Below are 19,195 nucleotides of genomic sequence, written 5' to 3' on the forward strand. Positions count from 1 at the left end.
GCTGTTAAAGGCTTAATTTCCAGCTATCTTTTTAAGATAGATTATATATTCGGGGACTTTCTATGCTAATCCGCTCAAAGTTGTTACTCAGTGCTGCAGTGTCTATTTCGGCACTAATTGCCATGTTTGGATTACAACTCTATTCAAATTCGGTGAAATCGGAACTTTCTAACGCGGCTCAAAGTGTGCTTGATTTAGAGCGCGACGTCTTAATTTTGCGTAAAAATGAAAAGGACTTTTTCGCTCGCAAGGATTTGAAATATGTCGAGCTGCATAAGCAAAGCCACATGGCAATCGACAGTATTGTCCCTGAGTTAGAGAAAGTCTTTAAAGAATATGGGGTGTCGACTGCCTCACTTGAAAGTTTTGACCGTAATTTAAATCAGTATCAAGCCGCTTTTTCTGAAGTGGTGCAGCTACAACAAGAGATTGGCTTAACACCTAAAACAGGTTTGTACGGTACGTTACGAGCTGCGGTGCATAACGTTGAAACGCTACTCAAGGAATTTGATCAGCCCGCACTCGAAGCCGCAATGCTGCAACTTAGGCGTAACGAAAAGGATTTTATGCTGCGTCGTGAGCTAAGTTATGTCGAAACCTTCGATACTAATATTAGTAAGTTTAATGACAAGCTTCATGCCTCGAGTATCGATATTGATACTCAACGAAAAATTGAAGAGCTTATTACTCAATATCAAAAGGATTTCAAAAGCTTAATTAATAAAGAACAGCAGCTTGGTTTGACCGAAAATGACGGTACTATGGCGCGAGTTTTAGCTGCAAACCAGCAAACAGAGAGCAGTACGAGTGACTTGAAAAATTTGGCTCTTAAGGCCATTGATGATGCTGAGAGTAGTAGCATTAATGTCGGGATTACTGTGTTTATCTTTATTGCGTTACTACTATCAATCATTACCTACTTGATTATCCGCAGTATTATCGCGCCGGTTGAGCGTATCACGCAGATCATTTCTCGCATCGAGGAGAGTAAAGATCTGACATTGAGGTGCGATGCCTCCACCCAAGATGAACTCGGTGAAATTGCACAGCATTTCAATAGCATGGTGAGTAGCTTCCAACAGCTGATTGAGCAAGTGATTGAGTCGGTCGCAACGATTAACACTTCCTGTAAACGTGTTTCAGAAAATGCCATGCTCGCCTCCGAAGGTGTGGGCCAACAACTTAATGAGACCGACATGGTCGCAACAGCAATCACTGAGATGGGCGCAACGATTGAGGAAATTGCTAAAACAACCGAATTAGCTGCATCAAAAGCGGGTCAGACCCACGATAATGCCCAAAGTGGTCAATTAGAGGTTGAGCAAACGATACATAAAATCCAGTCACTTGCTGAGCAGTTGAATAGCTCAGCAGCGGTCGTTAACGAATTGGAACGTGACAGCGAGACTATCGGTAGCGTGTTAGATGTGATCCGCGGCATTGCTGAGCAGACTAACCTTTTAGCCTTGAATGCCGCGATTGAAGCGGCGCGTGCGGGTGAGCAGGGCCGTGGTTTTGCTGTGGTTGCCGATGAAGTGCGTAACTTAGCGATGCGGACGCAATCGTCAACCCAAGAGATTGCTAACATCATTCAAACGCTGCAGACGCGTACCCGATCGATTGTGCAATTGATGGAATCTAGCCAAAAACAAGGCGTTGAAAGCGCTGAACAAGCGGCAAGTGCTGGCGCTTTATTGAAGCTTATCAATAACGACGTGCGTAATATTATGGACATGAGCACTCAAATTGCGGCGGCTATTGAAGAGCAAAGTATGGTGGCGGCTGAAGTGAACAAGAACGTGGTGGTGATCCGCGATATCGCTGAGGAGTCATCCCATGCGGCAGATGCAAATGCGTCCGCATCGGATGAGCTTAAGGCGCAGGCTGAGTTCTTATTCCGTGCGGTGAGTAATTTTAAAATCTAATGCGTAGAAGCCAGTTTACATCTGATGATCAGAAGCTGGCTTAAAAAATACACTAACAAAAACGCACTCCGAGGAGTGCGTTTTTATGTCTGAGTAATTAGCTCTGCAAGCTTAGTGATTCGTTAAAACAGTAAGCTGTGCATCGGAACCACTCAGATTAGTCAGAACGTTCAGTAACAGAACTATTAGTGACGGAACATGGCAGAAATAGACTCTTCGTTGCTTACGCGACGAATTGCCTCAGCCAGTACCGCAGACATAGTTAACTGAGTTACTTTAGCCACTTTCAACATTTCTGGGCTTAAAGGAACAGTGTCAGTCACAATCACTTCATCAATCACTGAGTTAGCGATATTTTCAGCCGCTTTGCCAGAGAACACTGGGTGAGTTGCGTAAGCAAATACGCGGTTCGCACCATGTTCTTTTAAGGCTTCAGCCGCTTTACACAGAGTGCCGCCTGTGTCGATCATATCGTCAACGATAATGCAGTCACGACCTTGAACATCACCAATGATGTGCATAACTTGCGCAACGTTCGCTTGTGGGCGACGTTTATCAATGATCGCTAAATCAGAATCATCCAACAGTTTTGCTACTGCGCGAGCGCGAACAACACCACCGATGTCTGGAGAAACAACGACTGGATTATCTAAGTTCTTCGCTAACATATCTTCTAGTAGCACTGGGCTACCAAATACGTTATCAACAGGAACGTCGAAGAAACCTTGGATTTGCTCAGCGTGCAGGTCACAGGTCAGAACGCGGTCAACACCCACGCTAGACAGGAAATCGGCAACCACTTTTGCAGTAATAGGTACACGGGCGCTACGAACGCGACGGTCTTGACGAGCATAACCAAAGTAAGGAATAACAGCTGTGATACGGCCAGCAGATGCACGGCGCAGCGCGTCAACCATCACGATGAGTTCCATCAGGTTGTCGTTTGTCGGCGCACAAGTGGATTGGATGATGAACACATCGGCCCCACGTACATTTTCGTTAATTTGGACACTGATTTCACCATCGCTGAAACGACCAACCACTGCGTCTCCGAGTTTGCAAAATAGACGATCGGCTATCTTTTTAGCGAGACTGGGGGTGGCGTTCCCAGCAAAGAGCTTGATGTCGGGCACTGTATGAACCTCAGGCGTTTGCTTTATATTTTAGTGGCTAGAGTAACGACGATGTAGGGACGGGAGGAACCCGAGGCGTTATCGTTAAGTGGTTACTCTAGAAGAAAGTAGTTTAAGGGTGACTGAGTCGCGTGATGAGCGGCGAAAGATTCATCCCTTGTGCAACAAATCCTTGCATTTCAGACGGTAATTTCGCCAAGGCTGCGAGAGCTTGTTGCTTTTGTGTGAATTCCCCGAACACGCATGCGCCTGTTCCTGTCATTCTCGACGGCGCATATTCTAGCAGCCAGCCTAATGCCTTGGCAACTTGAGGGTATTTAGAAACGACTAGTTTTTGACAATCATTTGCCCAAGGTTGGTTCATTAAGGTATCTATGGCCAGTTTCGGGGTATCACGTGGTAAAAGTGGATCTTGGAATACTTCAGCGGTGGAAACATGGGCATCGGGTGCGATGATTAAGTACCAAGGCTCACTCGGATTTACCCCTTGTAAGCGTTCACCTACACCTTCGGCAAAAGCGGCGAAACCATGAATAAAAACAGGAGTATCGGCACCAAGTTTAAGGCCGATTTTAGCCAGTTCTTCGGTCGATAATTGGGTGTTCCATAACGTGTTCAGTGCCACTAAGGTGGTGGCTGCATCTGACGAGCCGCCACCTAAACCTCCACCCATGGGTAGACGTTTATCCAACCAGATTTCGGCGCCGCCAGTAAAGCCTGTAGTTTGTTGTAATGATTTTGCGGCTCGCAGAATTAAGTTATCGCTATCGGCGACAACATTAGAGATATTGGAGTGCAAAATCAGTTCTGCGCTTTCAGTGACCTTAAAATCGAGCATGTCACAGTAATCAATAAACTGAAACAAGGTTTGCAGTTCATGATAACCATCTGCGCGGCGACCATTCACGTGTAAGAATAAGTTAAGCTTGGCTGGTGCTGGCCAATGGCGTGAAATTGCTGCGGGCATGCTAAGGTTTCTCTTCGAGTATGATTGCAGGCTTGCCGAGGGCCTGCCATTGATTCAATTGTAGTTTGAGTTGTAAGTCACCACGCTCAAGCTTTAATTGATGGGGCACGTTGGCGCCGCTCTGGGATTGCCAACTTAAAAATGTGACCTGCCAAGGCGGTGGGGTTTGAGTGTTCGTGAGCTGTTTGGGGTTGCCTTGGCTATCGCTTTCCAGTACTTGGTCATTCGGGCCAACTTGGCCGGTGATCCATAAAGGTAAATCGGCCAAGGGGATGGACCAACCGCTGACGCGCTCGAGTAAACGCTGGGCATTATCGTCGCGAAAATCTTTGCCATCGATATGTAAATGGGCAGAGTTTGAGGTTGAATTAAGCGTCAACACCGTTGTACCTAGCATAGTCGTGAGTGTGAGTTCATCGCGATCTTCACTGTGGCGCCAGTAGATATTGGCACTGAGTTTATCGTCGGGAGTTTTTATCGCTAGTTTTCCCTGTAATTCCCAAGCTTTGGCTTGGCGCGCATCATTGACTGTGATTGGGCTTAAGTCAGTCATCGGCGGCAAAGTTTCACACCCCGCCAGTAAGAGTAGGGCGCTTAAGGTAAAACAAGAGAAAATGGTTTTTGTGAGGCGCTTCAAATTATTCATCTATGACTGATATACCAAAGTCCTTATGATACGAGGGCTTGGAAAGAATACCAATGCCAAACGTAAAATTTCCATCGGCGGTCACTTAGATTTGCTCCCTTGGGGCAAATTTTGCCTTACCTATTATTGATAGAAAATTTAGGTAAGAAGTTAGACCTTTATTCGGTTTTGTTAAGCGTATTCTGTTTTTAGTTGGGCCAATTCAGTAGAATGCCCTTATTAAGAGAGTCGCCAAGAATCTAGAAAGAGTCAGATGAGCCTTGTAGCAATCGGTATTAACCATAAAACAGCCACGGTAGACCTGCGTGAGAAAGTCGCCTTCTCTCCGGACAAAATTCATGACGCTATGAAGAGTCTGGCCAGTCGTACACGCTCGGGTGAAGCCGTTATTGTCTCGACCTGTAATCGCACTGAGTTGTATTGCAACAATGGCGATGAGGCCGACATTATTGCGTGGCTTGAAGAGTATCACGGCCTAGATCATGAGGATGTAGCACCTTGTCTCTATAACTATCACGGTCAAGATGCCGTCAGGCATTTGATGCGCGTAGCCTCTGGGCTCGATTCTTTGATCCTTGGTGAGCCGCAGATTCTCGGTCAAGTAAAGCAAGCGTTCGTTAAGGCTAAAGAGGCTGGTACGGTTGCACTAACCATAGATAGACTCTTTCAGAATACTTTTTCAGTCGCTAAGAAAGTCCGCACTGACACTGAAATTGGCGCCGCCGCAGTTTCTGTGGCATTTGCCGCGGTAAGCATGGCGAAACATATTTTCTCATCGATATCGACCACTAAAGTACTGTTGATTGGTGCAGGTGAAACCATAGAATTGGTTGCGAAGCATCTTAAAGACAACGGCGTGGCTTCAATGGTCGTAGCAAATCGGACGTTAGAACGTGCCCAAGGCATGTGCGAGGAGTTTGGCGCAACAGCAATTACACTGGCGCAGATACCAGATTATCTCCCAAAAGCCGATATCGTGATATCCTCTACCGCCAGCCCTCTGCCTATCCTAGGTAAAGGCATGGTCGAAAAAGCGCTAAAGCAGCGTCGCCATCAACCTATGTTATTGGTTGATATAGCAGTTCCCCGGGATATTGAGCCGGAAGTCGCCGATTTGGATGACGCGTTTCTGTATACAGTGGACGACCTGCATAGCATTATTGAACAGAATATGGCTTCTCGAAAAGAAGCCGCCGAGCAAGCTGAAGTAATTACTGAAGAACAATCTTTCCTATTTATGGATTGGATCCGTTCTTTAGAGTCGGTCGACAGTATTCGCGAGTATCGCAGCCAGAGCATGGCGGTAAAAGATGAGTTAGTGGAACGCGCCTTGAATAAATTAGCTCAGGGCTCAGACACTGAGCAGGTATTGATTGAACTAGCCAATCGCCTGACCAACAAACTTATCCACGCACCGACACAGGCCCTCACGGCAGCGAGTCGTCAGGGCGATTTGAATACTCTCGGTCAGTTAAGATCAGCGCTTGGATTAGATAAAAACTAAGGTTAGCGAGTTAAATGAAGGAATCCGTTATCCGCAAGCTGGAAGGCTTGCTCGAGCGCAATGAAGAAGTCATGGCTTTGCTGGGTGATGCTAGCGTCATTTCTGATCAAGACAGGTTTCGTGCGTTATCGAAAGAATATGCCCAGTTAGAAGACGTTGTTGCTGGCTTTAAAGCCTATCAGCAAGCGCAGGCCGATCTCGATTCTGCCAAAGAAATGCTGGAAGAAGACGATGCTGAAATGCGTGAAATGGCACAGGAAGAGATGAAAGCCGCTAAGGCCAAACTCGAGCAGCTCGAAGACGAATTGCAAATTCTATTATTGCCAAAAGATCCTGACGACGATAAAAATGCCTTCGTTGAGATCCGCGCTGGTGCAGGCGGTGACGAAGCGGCTATTTTTGCCGGTGATTTATTCCGCATGTACAGCCGTTATGCTGAAGCGAATCGCTGGCAGATTGAAATTATGAGCTGTAACGAAGGTGAACATGGTGGCTTTAAAGAAGTGATCATGAAGGTCAGCGGTGACGGCGTATACGGCAAACTTAAGTTTGAATCCGGCGGCCACCGTGTACAGCGTGTGCCAGAAACCGAATCCCAAGGACGTGTGCATACTTCAGCGGTTACTGTAGTGGTACTTCACGAAGTGCCTGAAGCGGAAGCGATTTCAATCAACCCAGCCGATCTGAAAGTCGATACTTATCGTTCATCAGGTGCGGGTGGTCAGCACGTTAACAAAACTGACTCAGCTATTCGAATCACCCATATTCCAACTGGGATCGTGGTGGAATGCCAAGATCAGCGTTCGCAACACAAGAACCGTGCTCAAGCCATGAGTGTACTGGCTGCACGTATTCAAGCTGTTGAAGACGAAAAACGCCGTAGCGCCGAAGAATCGACCCGTCGTAGTCTGGTTGCCAGTGGCGATCGCTCCGAACGTGTACGTACTTACAACTTCCCGCAAGGCCGCGTGAGCGAACACCGCATCAACTTGACCTTATATCGCTTGAACGAAGTGATGGAAGGCGATCTCGATGCTATTTTATTGCCTCTGATGCAAGAGCATCAAGCCGATCAGTTAGCCGCACTGGCTGACGAGCAGGGGTAATTTTGTCAGATCAATCTAGCATAGCCGAAGCCCTGCAATGGGCTTATGTGCAGTTAGCATCAACCTCTGAATCCGCTCATCTGGATGCAGAGGTTTTGTTGTTATATTGCCTCAATAAAAGTCGCAGCTATTTATACACTTGGCCTGAAAAATCCTTGACGGTTGAGCAGTGGAAACGCTTCCAGCAAATGGTGCAGAAACGCCAAAAGGGCGTGCCTGTGGCACATATTGTCGGTGAGCGCGAATTTTGGTCGTTGCCTTTTATCGTGAACGACACCACTTTGATCCCGCGTCCTGATACGGAAATTCTGGTCGAAACTGCATTGAACATGCCGCTTTCCACCTACGCCAAAGTGCTCGATTTAGGCACTGGTACTGGGGCAATTGCGCTGGCGTTGGCGTCTGAGCGTGAGTCATGGCAAATCACCGCGGTCGATAAAGTCGATGATGCCGTGGCTTTGGCTATCGCGAATCGTGAGAACTTAAAGCTGCCACAGGTCGAAATTCTCCAGAGTGACTGGTTCAGTGCCGTAAAGTCGCGGGACTTTGATTTAATCGTCTCAAATCCGCCCTATATTGATGAAGCTGACGAACACTTGCACCAAGGTGACGTGCGTTTCGAGCCCCAAAGCGCGTTAACCGCCGCCGAGGAAGGCTTTGCCGATCTTTACTATATTGCCAACACAGCTCGAGATTACTTAAAGCCTAACGGCTATATCCTGCTCGAACATGGTTTTGAGCAGGCTGTAAAACTCAGAGCTAAGCTTATCGAACTGGGCTATGAGAATGTCGCCACAGTGCGAGACTTTGGCAGTAATGACAGATGCACTATGGGTAAATGGGCGGAGTAATAACTCTGCTTTAAGTGAAGATATTTACCTAGTTATGCCGATTTATCGAACGCCATTGGTTATTGCCAATGGCGTTTTTGTCTTCTATAGGGCGACCTTAAGTTGGTGTAAGGTGAAGATCCCAAACCTTAAACATCACAACACTTTTACCATAAAAAATTTACTGCCGGTTTCTGGGTAGGCTTGTTGTACCCATTGCACGCGATAGTCGTGGCGCTCATAAAAAGGCTTAGCTTGAAAATCTAAGGTATCGAGTAGGGCAAATTGGCAGCCGCGCTCCTTTGCTTGGCTTTCTGCGGCTAATAATAAGCGCGTGCCGATACTTTGGTATCTTAAAGAATCATCGACCCACAGATAATCGATTAACAACCAATTGCCGAAGGTTTTACCGCTGATCCCTGCTAACAGTTTACCTTCGGAGTCCTGTAGTTTGAGTCCGAGATTTTTACGGCTAAACCCCTGCCATTGGACTTGGTTGAACTCGACAATTTTTTGTTTTACAGCGTCGGCGAACTCGGTTGATTCATCGTTAATTAAGCTTAAATTCATCGTCACTTCTCGTTTGATTTTTTATGATGTTAGCTCTGAATATCTAGGCTGATAGGCATTGGTATGCCGCCAAGGATTAGGGTAAACTAGCGCCTTTGTCACTGGCCATAAGTATCGTAATGGAAACTTTTTACAGTCTATATCCTGCGGTTAAACATCTGCATTTTACCTTTATCGCGTTGAGCGTGTTACTGCTTACCGTTCGCTTTGTCCTGCATCTGCGCCAATCGGCTCTGATGGAGAAGAAGCTGCTCAAGATAGCGCCCCATGTTATCGACACTTTCCTACTGCTGTCGGGCTTAACTTTGTGTTTTATGATCCAGCAATTTCCTTTTGTTGATCCTTGGATGACCGAAAAAATCGGTGCTGTAGTTGCTTACATTGTCCTAGGCGCCATTGCCATAAAAGCGAACAGAAACAAATTGTTCAAAGTGTTTGCTTACTTAGGCGCGATTGGTTGGTTGGTTTATGCTGCTAAATTGGCTCATTTTAAACAAGCGGTATTATTGGGTTAATGGGTAACTACACTCTGCAAGATGGCATTTCATTGCCCGAGTCGGCATTGGATGTAGGTGCGCACCTTGGATTTTCTAAACTTGAAGCCGCTAAATGGGCTTGGTTTGAAATGGCGGGAGCCGTATTAAGTCATTACTTGGTTGATCAACAACAGCGTTTTAATGCGCTGTTGCATTGGTTTTACGAGGATTTAGGTTTTTGTGTTCGTGAGAACTACTTCAGTACAGAGGCGGCAGATTTAGGTACTTGCTTAATTAGTCGCCAAGGTAATAGTACAACGCTGGCGACGGTATTGATGTTGCTGGCGAAGCAGTTAGATCTTGAATTCGAACCCATATTGCTACCTGGCAATACGGTGCTGCGTTGTAAGATTGGCGGTGAAGTGAGTTATTTGGATCCTTTAACGGGCAAGGAACTCACCCGTCACCAGTTGCACGTGTTAGTGCGCGGCGAGTTAGGTAATGCTGCTGAGCTTAAGGCAAGTTACTTAAAGCCTGCAACGGTGAAAAAACTGCTGACGCGTATGCTGCATGAGCTTAAGGCGGGTTGCATAGTGTCGCATCAATTTGAGGCAGCGATGGAGTGTTGCAGTCTGCTGTTGCAATGGCATGTTGACGATGTGCATTTGAATCGTGAGCGGGCGTTTATTGCACAGCAGTTGGGTTGTATTAATGTGGCCGCCGCCGATCTGCAGCATTTTGTTGATAATAGTCCTCACGATCCCGTGATCGAGATAGTGAAGATGCAGCTCAAAGAATTAAACGAACACGCCGAGGTTTATCACTAAAGCAGAGCCTTTCGGGGCTCTTCTTATTTATTCAACTTTTATTAACGAATTCAATCCGCAAAAATAATAACACTGGGCAGATGAAAGTTTGACCCAGGGACTTAAAAGTTAAGTCTCTAATAAAAATAATAACTGTATCGACAGGGAGAAATTAGCATGACAAGCACGGCTTTAGTGACGAACGATGCCACGGCGTTAGGAATACTCGCGACAATTCTAGGTTTTGTATTTTATACCAGTAGCAGTAGTCATCCTTTTTGGCAGAAGTTTTATCGTTTTATTCCCGCCCTTTTATTGTGCTATTTCTTGCCATCGTTATTGAACACCTTTGGGGTAATCGATGGTAATACCTCACAACTGTATTTTGTTGCATCCCGTTATTTGCTGCCAGCTTGTTTAGTCTTATTGATTTTAAGCGTTGATTTAAAAGCTATTTTAAGTTTAGGTCCGAAAGCTTTGATCATGTTTTTAACCGGCACTGTCGGTATCGTTATCGGCGGCCCTATCGCCTTGTTGCTGGTGTCGGTTATTGAACCTTCTTTAATTGGGGTCGATGGCCCCGATGCGGTATGGCGTGGTATGACGACCTTAGCGGGGAGCTGGATTGGTGGGGGCGCAAACCAAGCTGCAATGAAAGAGATTTATGACGTGGGCGGTAATATTTTCTCTGTGATGGTGACAGTCGATGTGATAGTCGCCAATATTTGGATGGCAGTGTTACTGTTCCTAGCCTCAAAAGCGAAAGAGATCGATGCTAAAACCGGTGCGGATACTTCTGCTATTGAAGCGTTAAAAGATAAAGTTGAAAAGTATCACGCTGAAAATGCACGCATTCCTAATCTGCGCGATCTTATGCTGATTGTCGCTGTAGGCTTTGGTATCACAGGTATTGCTCATATCGCCGCTGATTTTCTGGGGCCATTTTTTGAAGTGAACTATCCTTGGACCGCAGATTACAGTTTAACCTCTAAATTCTTCTGGTTAGTGGTGATAGTCACAACGATTGGTTTGGCGATGTCATTCAGCCCAGTGCGTCATTTAGAGGCGGCGGGGGCATCAAAAGTGGCTTCAGCCTTCCTTTACATCTTAGTTGCGACCATTGGTCTACATATGGATGTGAGTAAGGTGCTCGATACGCCATTGTACTTTTTAATTGGTATTGTGTGGATGATAGTTCACGCAAGCTTTATGTTATTGGTGGCTAAGCTGATTAAAGCCCCGTTATTTTATATGGCCGTAGGCAGCCAAGCGAATGTGGGCGGTGCTGCGTCGGCCCCTGTAGTTGCGGCGGCATTTCACCCCGCTTTAGCACCAGTGGGCGTACTGTTAGCCGTATTAGGTTATGCGTTAGGAACCTATATGGCATGGATTTGTGGTCAAATTTTACAGTTAGTTGCGGTATAACCGCCTTAGCTCCTATTCACCGCTGGGAAAGGTTCCAGCATTTTAGAGAGAAGTTGCGATGAGTAATAAAATCATAAACCTAGGTTCAATCGAGATTGCCAACGATAAACCTTTCGTGTTGTTTGGTGGCATGAACGTGCTTGAGTCTCGCGATCTCGCGATGTCGATTGCTGAAACCTATGCCGAAGTGACTCAAAAGCTGGGGATCCCTTATATATTTAAGGCGTCTTTTGATAAGGCGAATCGTTCTTCGATTAACTCTTACCGCGGTCCAGGTATGGAGGAAGGCTTAAAGATTTTTGAAGAGATTAAAAAGACCTTTAATTTACCTTTGATCACCGATGTGCATGAAGTGCATCAGTGTGCGCCAGTGGCAGAAGTAGTTGATATTATTCAGTTACCTGCATTTCTAGCACGCCAGACTGATTTGGTTGTCGCTATGGCAAAAACTGGCGCTATCATCAATGTGAAAAAGCCACAGTTTTTAGCACCACATGAAATGCGCCATATCATCACTAAGTTTAACGAAGCGGGTAATGACGAGATCATCCTGTGTGAACGTGGTTCAAGCTTTGGATATAACAACTTAGTCGTTGATATGTTGGGTATGGACGAGATGAAGCAATCTGGCTATCCGGTGATTTTCGATGCGACCCATGCGCTGCAACGCCCTGGTGGTCGTGCAGATTCCGCGGGTGGACGTCGCGCACAGGCGACCGAGTTAGCGCGCAGTGGTATGGCGCTGGGTTTAGCGGGTCTATTCATTGAGGCGCACCCTGATCCTGATAACGCTAAGTGTGATGGCCCATGTGCGCTGCCTTTGCATCAGTTAGAAAATTATCTGAAGCAAATGAAAGCGATCGACGATTTGGTTAAATCCTTCGAGCCAATCGATACCAGTAAGTAATCGCAAGCTAAGACTTAATGAATTAGTGACTTAATCCTAAAGCCTCGACTCGTTCGGGGCTTTTGTTTTTCAGTCGAGGAATGTGATTGGTATAGCCCCGTAGCTATCTGAAACATTAATGTTTTATGATGGGCTTTGCCTAACAATCTTGTTTTTATAGCCGACCAGATTCTTTACGGAATACCTTTATGTGGATCTTACTCACTTTGCTGGCGGCATTTATGCAGGCTTGGCGTAATGCGTTTCAAAGCCAGCTGAGTAAAGAAGTGAGTGTTGCGGGCGTGACCTTAGCGCGTTTTATTTGGGCTGGGCCGATTGCCGCCGTGTATTTGGCGAGCTTATATCTTTGGCAGGATGTCGGAATCCCCGATTTTAGCGACCGTTTTATCGGTTTTATTCTCGGAGCATCGGCGATGCAAATTCTCGCGACGGGCTTGATGGTGAAATTGTTCAAGCAACAGAACTTTGCCGTTGGTGCTGGGCTAGCCAAGAGTGAAGCTGTGGTCGCGGCGATCTTAGGCACAGTGTTTTTTGGGACGCATTTATCCCTTTTAGGTTGGTCGGGAGTGTTGTTGGGTGGTGTGGCAATTTTTCTCATGAGTGCCAAACAAGGCCTGCGAAGTCTGTCGCTCAATACGGTATTGATTGGTTTAGCCTGTGGTACTTCGTTTGCGCTGACATCGCTTTGGGTACGAGAAGCGAGTTTATGTTTGACCCCCATAGCGCAGCTTGGGTGTTGCTATTTGTGATAGGCCTACAAACTTTGCTGTTAGTCAGTTATTTGTTGCTTAAGGATAAATTTACGCTGATAGCATTATGGCAACGACCTAAGTTGACTTTACTGACAAGCATCGCCAGTTGTTTAGGTTCTATCGGTTGGTTTAGTGCTATGTCGTTGCAGGCTGTGCCCTATGTTAAAACCTTAGGTCAAGTTGAAGTTTTCTTTATGATCTTGATTGCCACCTTTTGGCTGAAGGAAAAAGTAAAGATAAAAGATATGCTAGGGTTAGTCTTGATCGCTATCGCCGCTATTTTGGTGATGTGGGAATAGACTAAATTAATAGAAGGTGTGATGGTTTTTTAGACTAAAATAGAACTCGATTCAGTGTGTTTATATCAAGCAAACATTCGCTGAGATACAAATATACACACGTCTTGCTCCATAGATTTTGATACCATTTTTAACCGAGCGCTGTGCGAGTTAAGGATATATGCGAAAAAAGTTAGCAAAATTAAATCTGTCATTATGGCAATGGCTGGCAGTCATATTGTTTCCAATTGGAATTGCTGCTGTCGCAAGTTATCTCTCTGCACAGTATTTTGTTGAAGATAAAGTCAAAGGTGTGGGGGCTATTTATGTGAGTCATATTGATACTTTGGTGTCCCATGCTAATGAAATCAGCCATTATGCATTGGCATTGAAGGATTCTGAGTGTCAAGAGTTATACAACTATATGTTGTTCCAACCCTACTTTCGCTCGGCTTTAATATATGATTCACAACATGTTTATTGCTCTTCTAAAACCGGTGATATTGATACTCCCCTGAGCATTGTTAGTGCTACCGAAAATCTTGAAATATCTAACCAGTTTATTATTACGGGCACGCCTTTTATGCCTGAGGTGCCCGCGATAGTGTCATCTAAATGGGACCCTAAATCTAAACACGGCGCTGCTGTCATTATTGAAGGACAATATTTATTAGATTCCTTTGTACAGCCCGATGTGTTTCCTAGCGCAGTTATCAATGTCGCTTTATCCATCAATGGTAAAACGATTCCTGAATCACTCGAGTTTATCAAAAATGAGGTAATGACTTTAGATTCTGAGGATCATCGTTTTTCGGTGTTACTAGAAATGTCACCTGCTTTTTTTAGGCATTTTTTTTGGATATTTTTTGCCATCTCATTACCCTTTAGCATTATTTTGATTACGGGTTCTATCTTGTTTGTGCTCTATTCACGGTTATCTCGTCACTCCCTTGCTGATGATATTCGTAGCGGGATAGAGAACGAAGAGTTCTTTTTGGTTTATCAGCCTGTGATCTGTGCTGAGGACGGTAAGGCCAAAGGAGTCGAGGCATTAGTGCGTTGGCAGCACCCACAAATGGGCTTAGTGCGGCCTGATTTGTTTATTCCTATCGCCGAAGAGAGCAAGTTGATTGTTCCATTGACCAATTATATCTTCGAAAAGGCATTAAAAGATTTTGCTAATATGAAGGTTGAATCGGGCTTTAGAGTCGCGTTTAACGTGGCGCCAGAGCATTTTACCCAAGATGATATAGAGTCGAAATTTATTCATCTGCGGGATTCTTTGGATCGTATTGGCGTTAAGCCTTTAATCGAAATCACCGAACGGCAATTATTAACGCCGGATATTTGCCAGCGCATTGAAAGCTTACGCCAGTTGGGGATTTTAGTGGCTATCGATGACTTTGGTACTGGGCAAACAACCTTATCTTTGTTACAAACCATGCCATTAGATTACTTGAAAATCGATAAATGCTTCATCGATACCATAGGGCAGGATTCCGTGACTTCCCACGTGCTCGATACCATTATTGAGCTCTCTCATAAGATGAATTATGTGGTGGTGGCTGAAGGGGTTGAAACCCAGGAGCAGGCAGATTATTTGACCAGTCGCCAAGTCCATTTTTTACAAGGTTATCTCTTTGCTAAGCCGATGAAGTTGGGGGATTTAAAGTTATGGTTAGTCGAACATTTCAAAAAGTAGCATCATGATGTAAGTCAGCCATAAGGGCGCCTTGGTACCCTTATGGCTATTCAACTGTCTTAACTAAAGGTTCTGGCTAGAGGTTCTGATTAAAGGCTATAACCCGTTTCTTCGTGTTCCGATAAATCTAAGCCGTTAACTTCTTGTTCTGTGCTGACGCGAAGGCCGCCAAGTAGCTTACGGATGATCACAAACAGCAACCAAGTGACCACCGCAGTATAAGTGAATGTCGCCGCAACCCCGATAATCTGTACCCCAAGTTGGTCTATCATAGTGTTATTCATAGTCGCAAAACCGTAGCCGCTAAAAACGCCTAATTGGGTCGAGCTAAAGACTCCTGCCAAAAGAGTACCAAGAATACCGCCGACACCGTGCACGGGGAAAACGTCTAAGGAGTCATCGATTTTAAGTTTCTGTTTGATATAAACCGTTGAGTAAAAACACACGATTCCACCGAGTAAACCTATGACTAAGGCGCCTGCTGGGCCAACATAACCAGACGCCGGAGTGATAGTGCCTAAGCCCGCTACCATGCCTGTGACTATGCCAAGGGCGCTGGGTTTACCAAACTTAATCCACTCAATTGCCGCCCATGTCATCGCGCCCATAGAAGCGGCGAGATGAGTGGCTAGAATCGCCATGGCTGCGGTGCCGTTAGCGCCTAGCGCACTGCCGCCGTTAAAACCGAACCAACCCACCCACAGCATGCCCGCACCTGTGACAGTCATCGTCAGGTTGTGCGGCATAATGGCCGAGTTTAAAAATCCTTTGCGTGGACCTAGCACTTTAGCGGCCACGAGCGCAGCAACCCCTGCGGTGATATGCACCACGGTTCCGCCTGCGAAATCATACAGTCCTAGCTGTGCTAACCAGCCACCGCCCCAAACCCAGTGGGTGATCGGCGCATAAACCAGTAATAACCAAGCACCTGAAAAGATAAGCACAGCTGAAAACTTCATTCGCTCGGCAAAACCACCGATGATTAAAGCTGGCGTTATGATGGCAAAGGTCATTTGAAATAGCATAAACAGCGGCTCGGGAATATCCCCGCTAAGACTATCGCGACCAATACCTGACAGTAGTGCTTTGTCTAAGCCACCGATGAGACTGTTACCTGTGTCGAATGCGAGTGAATAACCTAGCCCGAACCATAAAACTGACACTAGGGCGGCAATAGAGAAGCATTGCATCAATATTGAAAGCACGTTTTTACTGCGAACTAAACCGCCGTAAAATAAGGCTAATCCTGGCAGGGTCATCAACAACACTAATGCGGATGAGCTTAAGATCCACGCCGTATTTGCAGCGCTAAATTGACCATCATCGGCGACGGCGTTCGTCGTCAATACACTGAATAATATCAATAGGTATTTAATACTGAGTCTGAAGCTCACTAGCATCATAGGGCATCAACTCCTTCTTCCGAAGTGCGAATGCGCACCACTTGTTCTAACGAAGTCACAAAGATTTTGCCATCACCCACTTTGCCCGTATGGGCTGCAGCAATAATGGCATCAATAACGGCATCTTCTTGATCGGAATGAATGGCAACTTCGAGTTTAATCTTAGGTAAAAAGTCCACTGCATATTCAGCACCACGATACAATTCCGTATGGCCCTTTTGGCGGCCAAAACCACGTACTTCAGTGACTGTCATGCCATGGACGCTGAGCTGGGTTAAAGCTTCACGTACATCGTCTAATTTGAACGGTTTAATGATTGCGGTGACCAGTTTCAATTTTCTCTCCAACAAGCTGCAGACTCAATTGATTGGAATAAAGCAGGAATTAGGCCATATAGACAAAGCATTTATTATCATTGCGTTAACATTAAAATGCACCGAAATAGCTTAAAATTTTGATGCAAAACGGTGCAAAGCAAAGTTAATCTGCCCTGATTTGGTGCGCATTATTGGTGCAAGTTAAATTTGCTTGACTAGCATGAGTGCGGTAAAAGCCGAGTGAGTATGGCGCTAGGGTGATTCGCGTTTTAATGCGGTAAGTAAAAAGTGGGGATTTAGCAAAAAATTAAAAATTATATCAATTAAACATAATGTTATATTTAGTTTTGTTATGTGAGTTTTCTTGCTTAAGCTTCTAGCTGTTTGACGCGCGCCCAGAGGTCAGCATTAACTGGTGCACTTAAACCGTGCGCTTGTGCACGCTCACAGATATAACCATTAATTTGGTCTATTTCAGTTCGTCTTTGGTGTGCAATATCTTGGTGCATCGATGAGAAATTCCCCGCAGTGAGGCGGATCACCTGATAGACCCTGTCGTGTAACAATTGTTTATCGAGAGGCACGCCCTCGAGTGTGGCAACCGTGACTAACTCGTCGAGAATGCCTTTAATCATGTCACTAAAATCTGGCTCGGCGAGTGTGCCATTAGGACATTGATATAGTGCTGTAAGCGGATTAATCGCGGCATTAACGGCGAGTTTCTGCCATAGACAAGGCACAATGGCATCCACCCATTCACTGTTGGGGATAGCCGTCAGTAAAGCATTGCGATAATGCTCAGTGAGCTCTGTACCTGCAAAATGCCCAAATTGAGTTAGCCCTTGTCCAGTTTGCCTAATTTGCCAACTGGCTTGACGTAACACTCCTTGGGAAGTTGTCCCTAGGCTTAGCCCTCTGTCATCAGCTTGCGCATCAATTAGCGGCGCTAGGGCTAAATGAGGTCCCATTCCATTGTGTAACAACAAAATGTGGCATTGTCTGGGCAGTTGGTTAAGTAAGGGCAAAAGTGCATCGAGCACTTGATAGGCTTTGACGCAGACAATCACGAGGCGGATATTATCGAGCGCATTGGCCGCTAAGATAGGCACAGAATACTGGAGTGCTTGTGTTTTCTGTTGATTATCATTGGCCAGCGCTAATGGAGTGACGCTAAGTGTCTGCTGTATAGATGCAATTGAATCGCGGCCGATAAGACCAACACTCATGCCCGCTGTAGTCAGTTGGTGGCAAATAAGCTGCCCAACGGCACCAGCACCTAAAATCGCAATATCCACCACGCGATTTATGTTCACAGCAAGAGTCATATGTGTAGCCTTAAGGTATCTGTTATCAGTACCAGTTTGAAGCACCTGAGTTAATCTTCTCGCAATTGCGCTGCGCGGAAGTATTTGCCATAGGCCCAATTGCAAAAGTAAAACAGTGCAATACCCGAAAAGTCGGCAATAACATCCCCCACAGAAGCGCTACGGTAGGGCAAACGTGATTGCACCAACTCAATTAAAATGGCGTAGCTTGCCAGTGTGAGAGATAACCAATACCACTTAGGTTTGAAAGCAAGATAGGTGAGATAGGAGAGGCAAAAAAAGCTCCCAAGATGGCCTACCTTGTCGATATTCGGAATACTTTGCGAATAGGTTGGTCTGGAAAATACCAGATAACTGATCACGACAAAGGCTACGGCTAAAGCCAGCTTAAATAGGGTGTTTTTAGTTATCACAAATATGTTTGTATTAGCTTAGAGTGGGGCAATGATAGGAAAATGTGTGGCTAAAGTCACCCATGATTACGCTTTTATTCTAGGCTTTACCTTCAACTTAGGCCTGTGTGTGGGTAAACTAGCTGCATATTAATTTGATATGGGACATAAAAACTATGCCTTCAATGGATATTGTGTCAGAAGTGAATGAAGTTGAACTGCGTAATGCGGTTGATAATACTAAGCGTGAGCTGGCGACACGTTTCGATTTTCGCGGTAAAACGGCTGACGTGGAATATAAGGACCATGTGGTCACGTTAACCGCTGAAGATGACTTCCAATGCCAACAATTAGTGGACATTTTACGTATGCAACTGAGCAAACGTAATGTGGATCCGTCTTCGATGGAAGTCGATGAGAAAGCCATCCACAGCGGTAAAACCTTCTCCCTAAAAGTGAAGTTTAAAGAAGGTATAGAAACCTTAATTGCTAAAAAACTGGTCAAGCTAATTAAAGACAGCAAACTTAAAGTGCAAGCGTCTATTCAGGGCGAGAAAGTACGAGTTACAGGTAAAAAACGTGACGATTTACAAGCTGTCATGGCGTTGGCACGTGAGTCTGAGTTAGGCCAGCCTTTCCAATTTGATAACTTTAAAGATTAATCGAGCAGAATTGGTTTAACGTGATGCAGTATCGCGTTTGCCATTTCGTCTTTAAATGTAAAAGCCCTC

General features: G+C 45.5%; 18 protein-coding genes and 1 pseudogene. 11 read left to right on the forward strand and 8 right to left on the reverse strand.

The window, feature by feature from the left end:
• Positions 1-62 precede the first annotated feature (62 nt).
• Entirely contained in the window at positions 63-1,925 is a 1,863-nt protein-coding gene (locus L5L77_RS11135; protein WP_263222724.1) for a methyl-accepting chemotaxis protein, read from the forward strand.
• A 185-nt stretch (positions 1,926-2,110) separates the two neighbouring features.
• Here L5L77_RS11135 and L5L77_RS11140 read toward each other — a convergent pair whose 3' ends face one another.
• The 3 genes from L5L77_RS11140 to lolB all read right to left on the reverse strand — a co-directional run bounded on the left by L5L77_RS11140 (position 2,111) and on the right by lolB (position 4,671).
• Complete coding sequence (locus tag L5L77_RS11140) at positions 2,111-3,058, reverse strand: ribose-phosphate pyrophosphokinase (RefSeq protein ID WP_006080255.1); 948 nt, start codon at positions 3,056-3,058, stop codon at positions 2,111-2,113.
• Between the two features lie 112 nt (positions 3,059-3,170).
• On the reverse strand, positions 3,171-4,025 hold the full coding sequence (ispE, locus tag L5L77_RS11145) for a 4-(cytidine 5'-diphospho)-2-C-methyl-D-erythritol kinase (protein WP_263222726.1): 855 nt from the start codon (positions 4,023-4,025) through the stop codon (positions 3,171-3,173).
• 1 nt (position 4,026) lies between these two features.
• Positions 4,027-4,671 carry a lipoprotein insertase outer membrane protein LolB gene (gene lolB / locus L5L77_RS11150; RefSeq protein WP_263222729.1) on the reverse strand — a complete coding sequence of 215 codons (645 nt, stop codon included), beginning with the start codon at positions 4,669-4,671 and terminating at the stop codon, positions 4,027-4,029.
• Positions 4,672-4,924: 253 nt separating this feature from the next.
• Between lolB and hemA the strand changes: the two genes are divergently transcribed.
• The 3 genes from hemA to prmC are packed head-to-tail and all read left to right on the forward strand — an operon-like array spanning position 4,925 to position 8,132.
• Entirely contained in the window at positions 4,925-6,175 is a 1,251-nt protein-coding gene (gene hemA / locus L5L77_RS11155; RefSeq protein WP_028761678.1) for a glutamyl-tRNA reductase, read from the forward strand.
• 14 nt (positions 6,176-6,189) lie between these two features.
• Complete coding sequence (prfA, locus tag L5L77_RS11160) at positions 6,190-7,281, forward strand: peptide chain release factor 1 (protein ID WP_131523734.1); 1,092 nt, start codon at positions 6,190-6,192, stop codon at positions 7,279-7,281.
• Positions 7,282-7,283: 2 nt separating this feature from the next.
• A complete protein-coding gene (gene prmC / locus L5L77_RS11165) occupies positions 7,284-8,132 on the forward strand; it encodes a peptide chain release factor N(5)-glutamine methyltransferase (protein ID WP_113939044.1) in 849 nt (282 codons plus the stop codon).
• Between the two features lie 135 nt (positions 8,133-8,267).
• Here the strand turns inward: prmC and L5L77_RS11170 are convergent, their stop codons facing one another.
• Positions 8,268-8,681 carry a GNAT family N-acetyltransferase gene (locus L5L77_RS11170; protein WP_263184426.1) on the reverse strand — a complete coding sequence of 138 codons (414 nt, stop codon included), beginning with the start codon at positions 8,679-8,681 and terminating at the stop codon, positions 8,268-8,270.
• 119 nt (positions 8,682-8,800) lie between these two features.
• Here L5L77_RS11170 and L5L77_RS11175 point away from each other — a divergent pair, with 119 nt between their 5' ends.
• The 6 genes and pseudogenes from L5L77_RS11175 to L5L77_RS11200 all read left to right on the forward strand — a co-directional run bounded on the left by L5L77_RS11175 (position 8,801) and on the right by L5L77_RS11200 (position 15,027).
• Entirely contained in the window at positions 8,801-9,196 is a 396-nt protein-coding gene (locus L5L77_RS11175; RefSeq protein ID WP_006080263.1) for a SirB2 family protein, read from the forward strand.
• On the forward strand, positions 9,196-9,984 hold the full coding sequence (locus L5L77_RS11180; RefSeq protein WP_263184425.1) for a SirB1 family protein: 789 nt from the start codon (positions 9,196-9,198) through the stop codon (positions 9,982-9,984). Before L5L77_RS11175 ends, L5L77_RS11180 begins: the two co-directional genes overlap by 1 nt.
• 156 nt (positions 9,985-10,140) lie before the next feature.
• On the forward strand, positions 10,141-11,388 hold the full coding sequence (locus L5L77_RS11185) for a DUF819 domain-containing protein (RefSeq protein ID WP_105250145.1): 1,248 nt from the start codon (positions 10,141-10,143) through the stop codon (positions 11,386-11,388).
• A 58-nt stretch (positions 11,389-11,446) separates the two neighbouring features.
• Positions 11,447-12,295 (forward strand): 3-deoxy-8-phosphooctulonate synthase, encoded by an 849-nt coding sequence (gene kdsA, locus L5L77_RS11190; RefSeq protein ID WP_105250144.1) that lies wholly within the window; start codon positions 11,447-11,449, stop codon positions 12,293-12,295.
• Between the two features lie 188 nt (positions 12,296-12,483).
• Positions 12,484-13,346, forward strand: a pseudogene (locus tag L5L77_RS11195) (EamA family transporter).
• Positions 13,347-13,506: 160 nt separating this feature from the next.
• Positions 13,507-15,027 (forward strand): EAL domain-containing protein, encoded by a 1,521-nt coding sequence (locus L5L77_RS11200; RefSeq protein WP_263184422.1) that lies wholly within the window; start codon positions 13,507-13,509, stop codon positions 15,025-15,027.
• Positions 15,028-15,116: 89 nt separating this feature from the next.
• Here L5L77_RS11200 and L5L77_RS11205 read toward each other — a convergent pair whose 3' ends face one another.
• From L5L77_RS11205 to L5L77_RS11220, 4 genes are all read right to left on the reverse strand, one after another.
• Entirely contained in the window at positions 15,117-16,430 is a 1,314-nt protein-coding gene (locus L5L77_RS11205) for an ammonium transporter (protein ID WP_263192626.1), read from the reverse strand.
• On the reverse strand, positions 16,427-16,765 hold the full coding sequence (locus tag L5L77_RS11210) for a P-II family nitrogen regulator (protein WP_105250140.1): 339 nt from the start codon (positions 16,763-16,765) through the stop codon (positions 16,427-16,429). Before L5L77_RS11210 ends, L5L77_RS11205 begins: the two co-directional genes overlap by 4 nt.
• A 350-nt stretch (positions 16,766-17,115) precedes the next feature.
• Positions 17,116-18,072: a ketopantoate reductase family protein gene (locus L5L77_RS11215; RefSeq protein ID WP_411569231.1), complete on the reverse strand. Its 957-nt coding sequence runs from the start codon at positions 18,070-18,072 to the stop codon at positions 17,116-17,118.
• A 50-nt stretch (positions 18,073-18,122) separates the two neighbouring features.
• On the reverse strand, positions 18,123-18,485 hold the full coding sequence (locus L5L77_RS11220) for a VanZ family protein (protein WP_105250138.1): 363 nt from the start codon (positions 18,483-18,485) through the stop codon (positions 18,123-18,125).
• Positions 18,486-18,640: 155 nt separating this feature from the next.
• Between L5L77_RS11220 and L5L77_RS11225 the strand changes: the two genes are divergently transcribed.
• Positions 18,641-19,126, forward strand: coding sequence for a YajQ family cyclic di-GMP-binding protein (locus L5L77_RS11225; RefSeq protein WP_006080274.1), 486 nt, complete (start codon positions 18,641-18,643; stop codon positions 19,124-19,126).
• Positions 19,127-19,195 lie beyond the last annotated feature (69 nt).

The organism is Shewanella sp. SM29, assembly GCF_025654245.1.
Classification (GTDB): domain Bacteria; phylum Pseudomonadota; class Gammaproteobacteria; order Enterobacterales; family Shewanellaceae; genus Shewanella; species Shewanella oncorhynchi.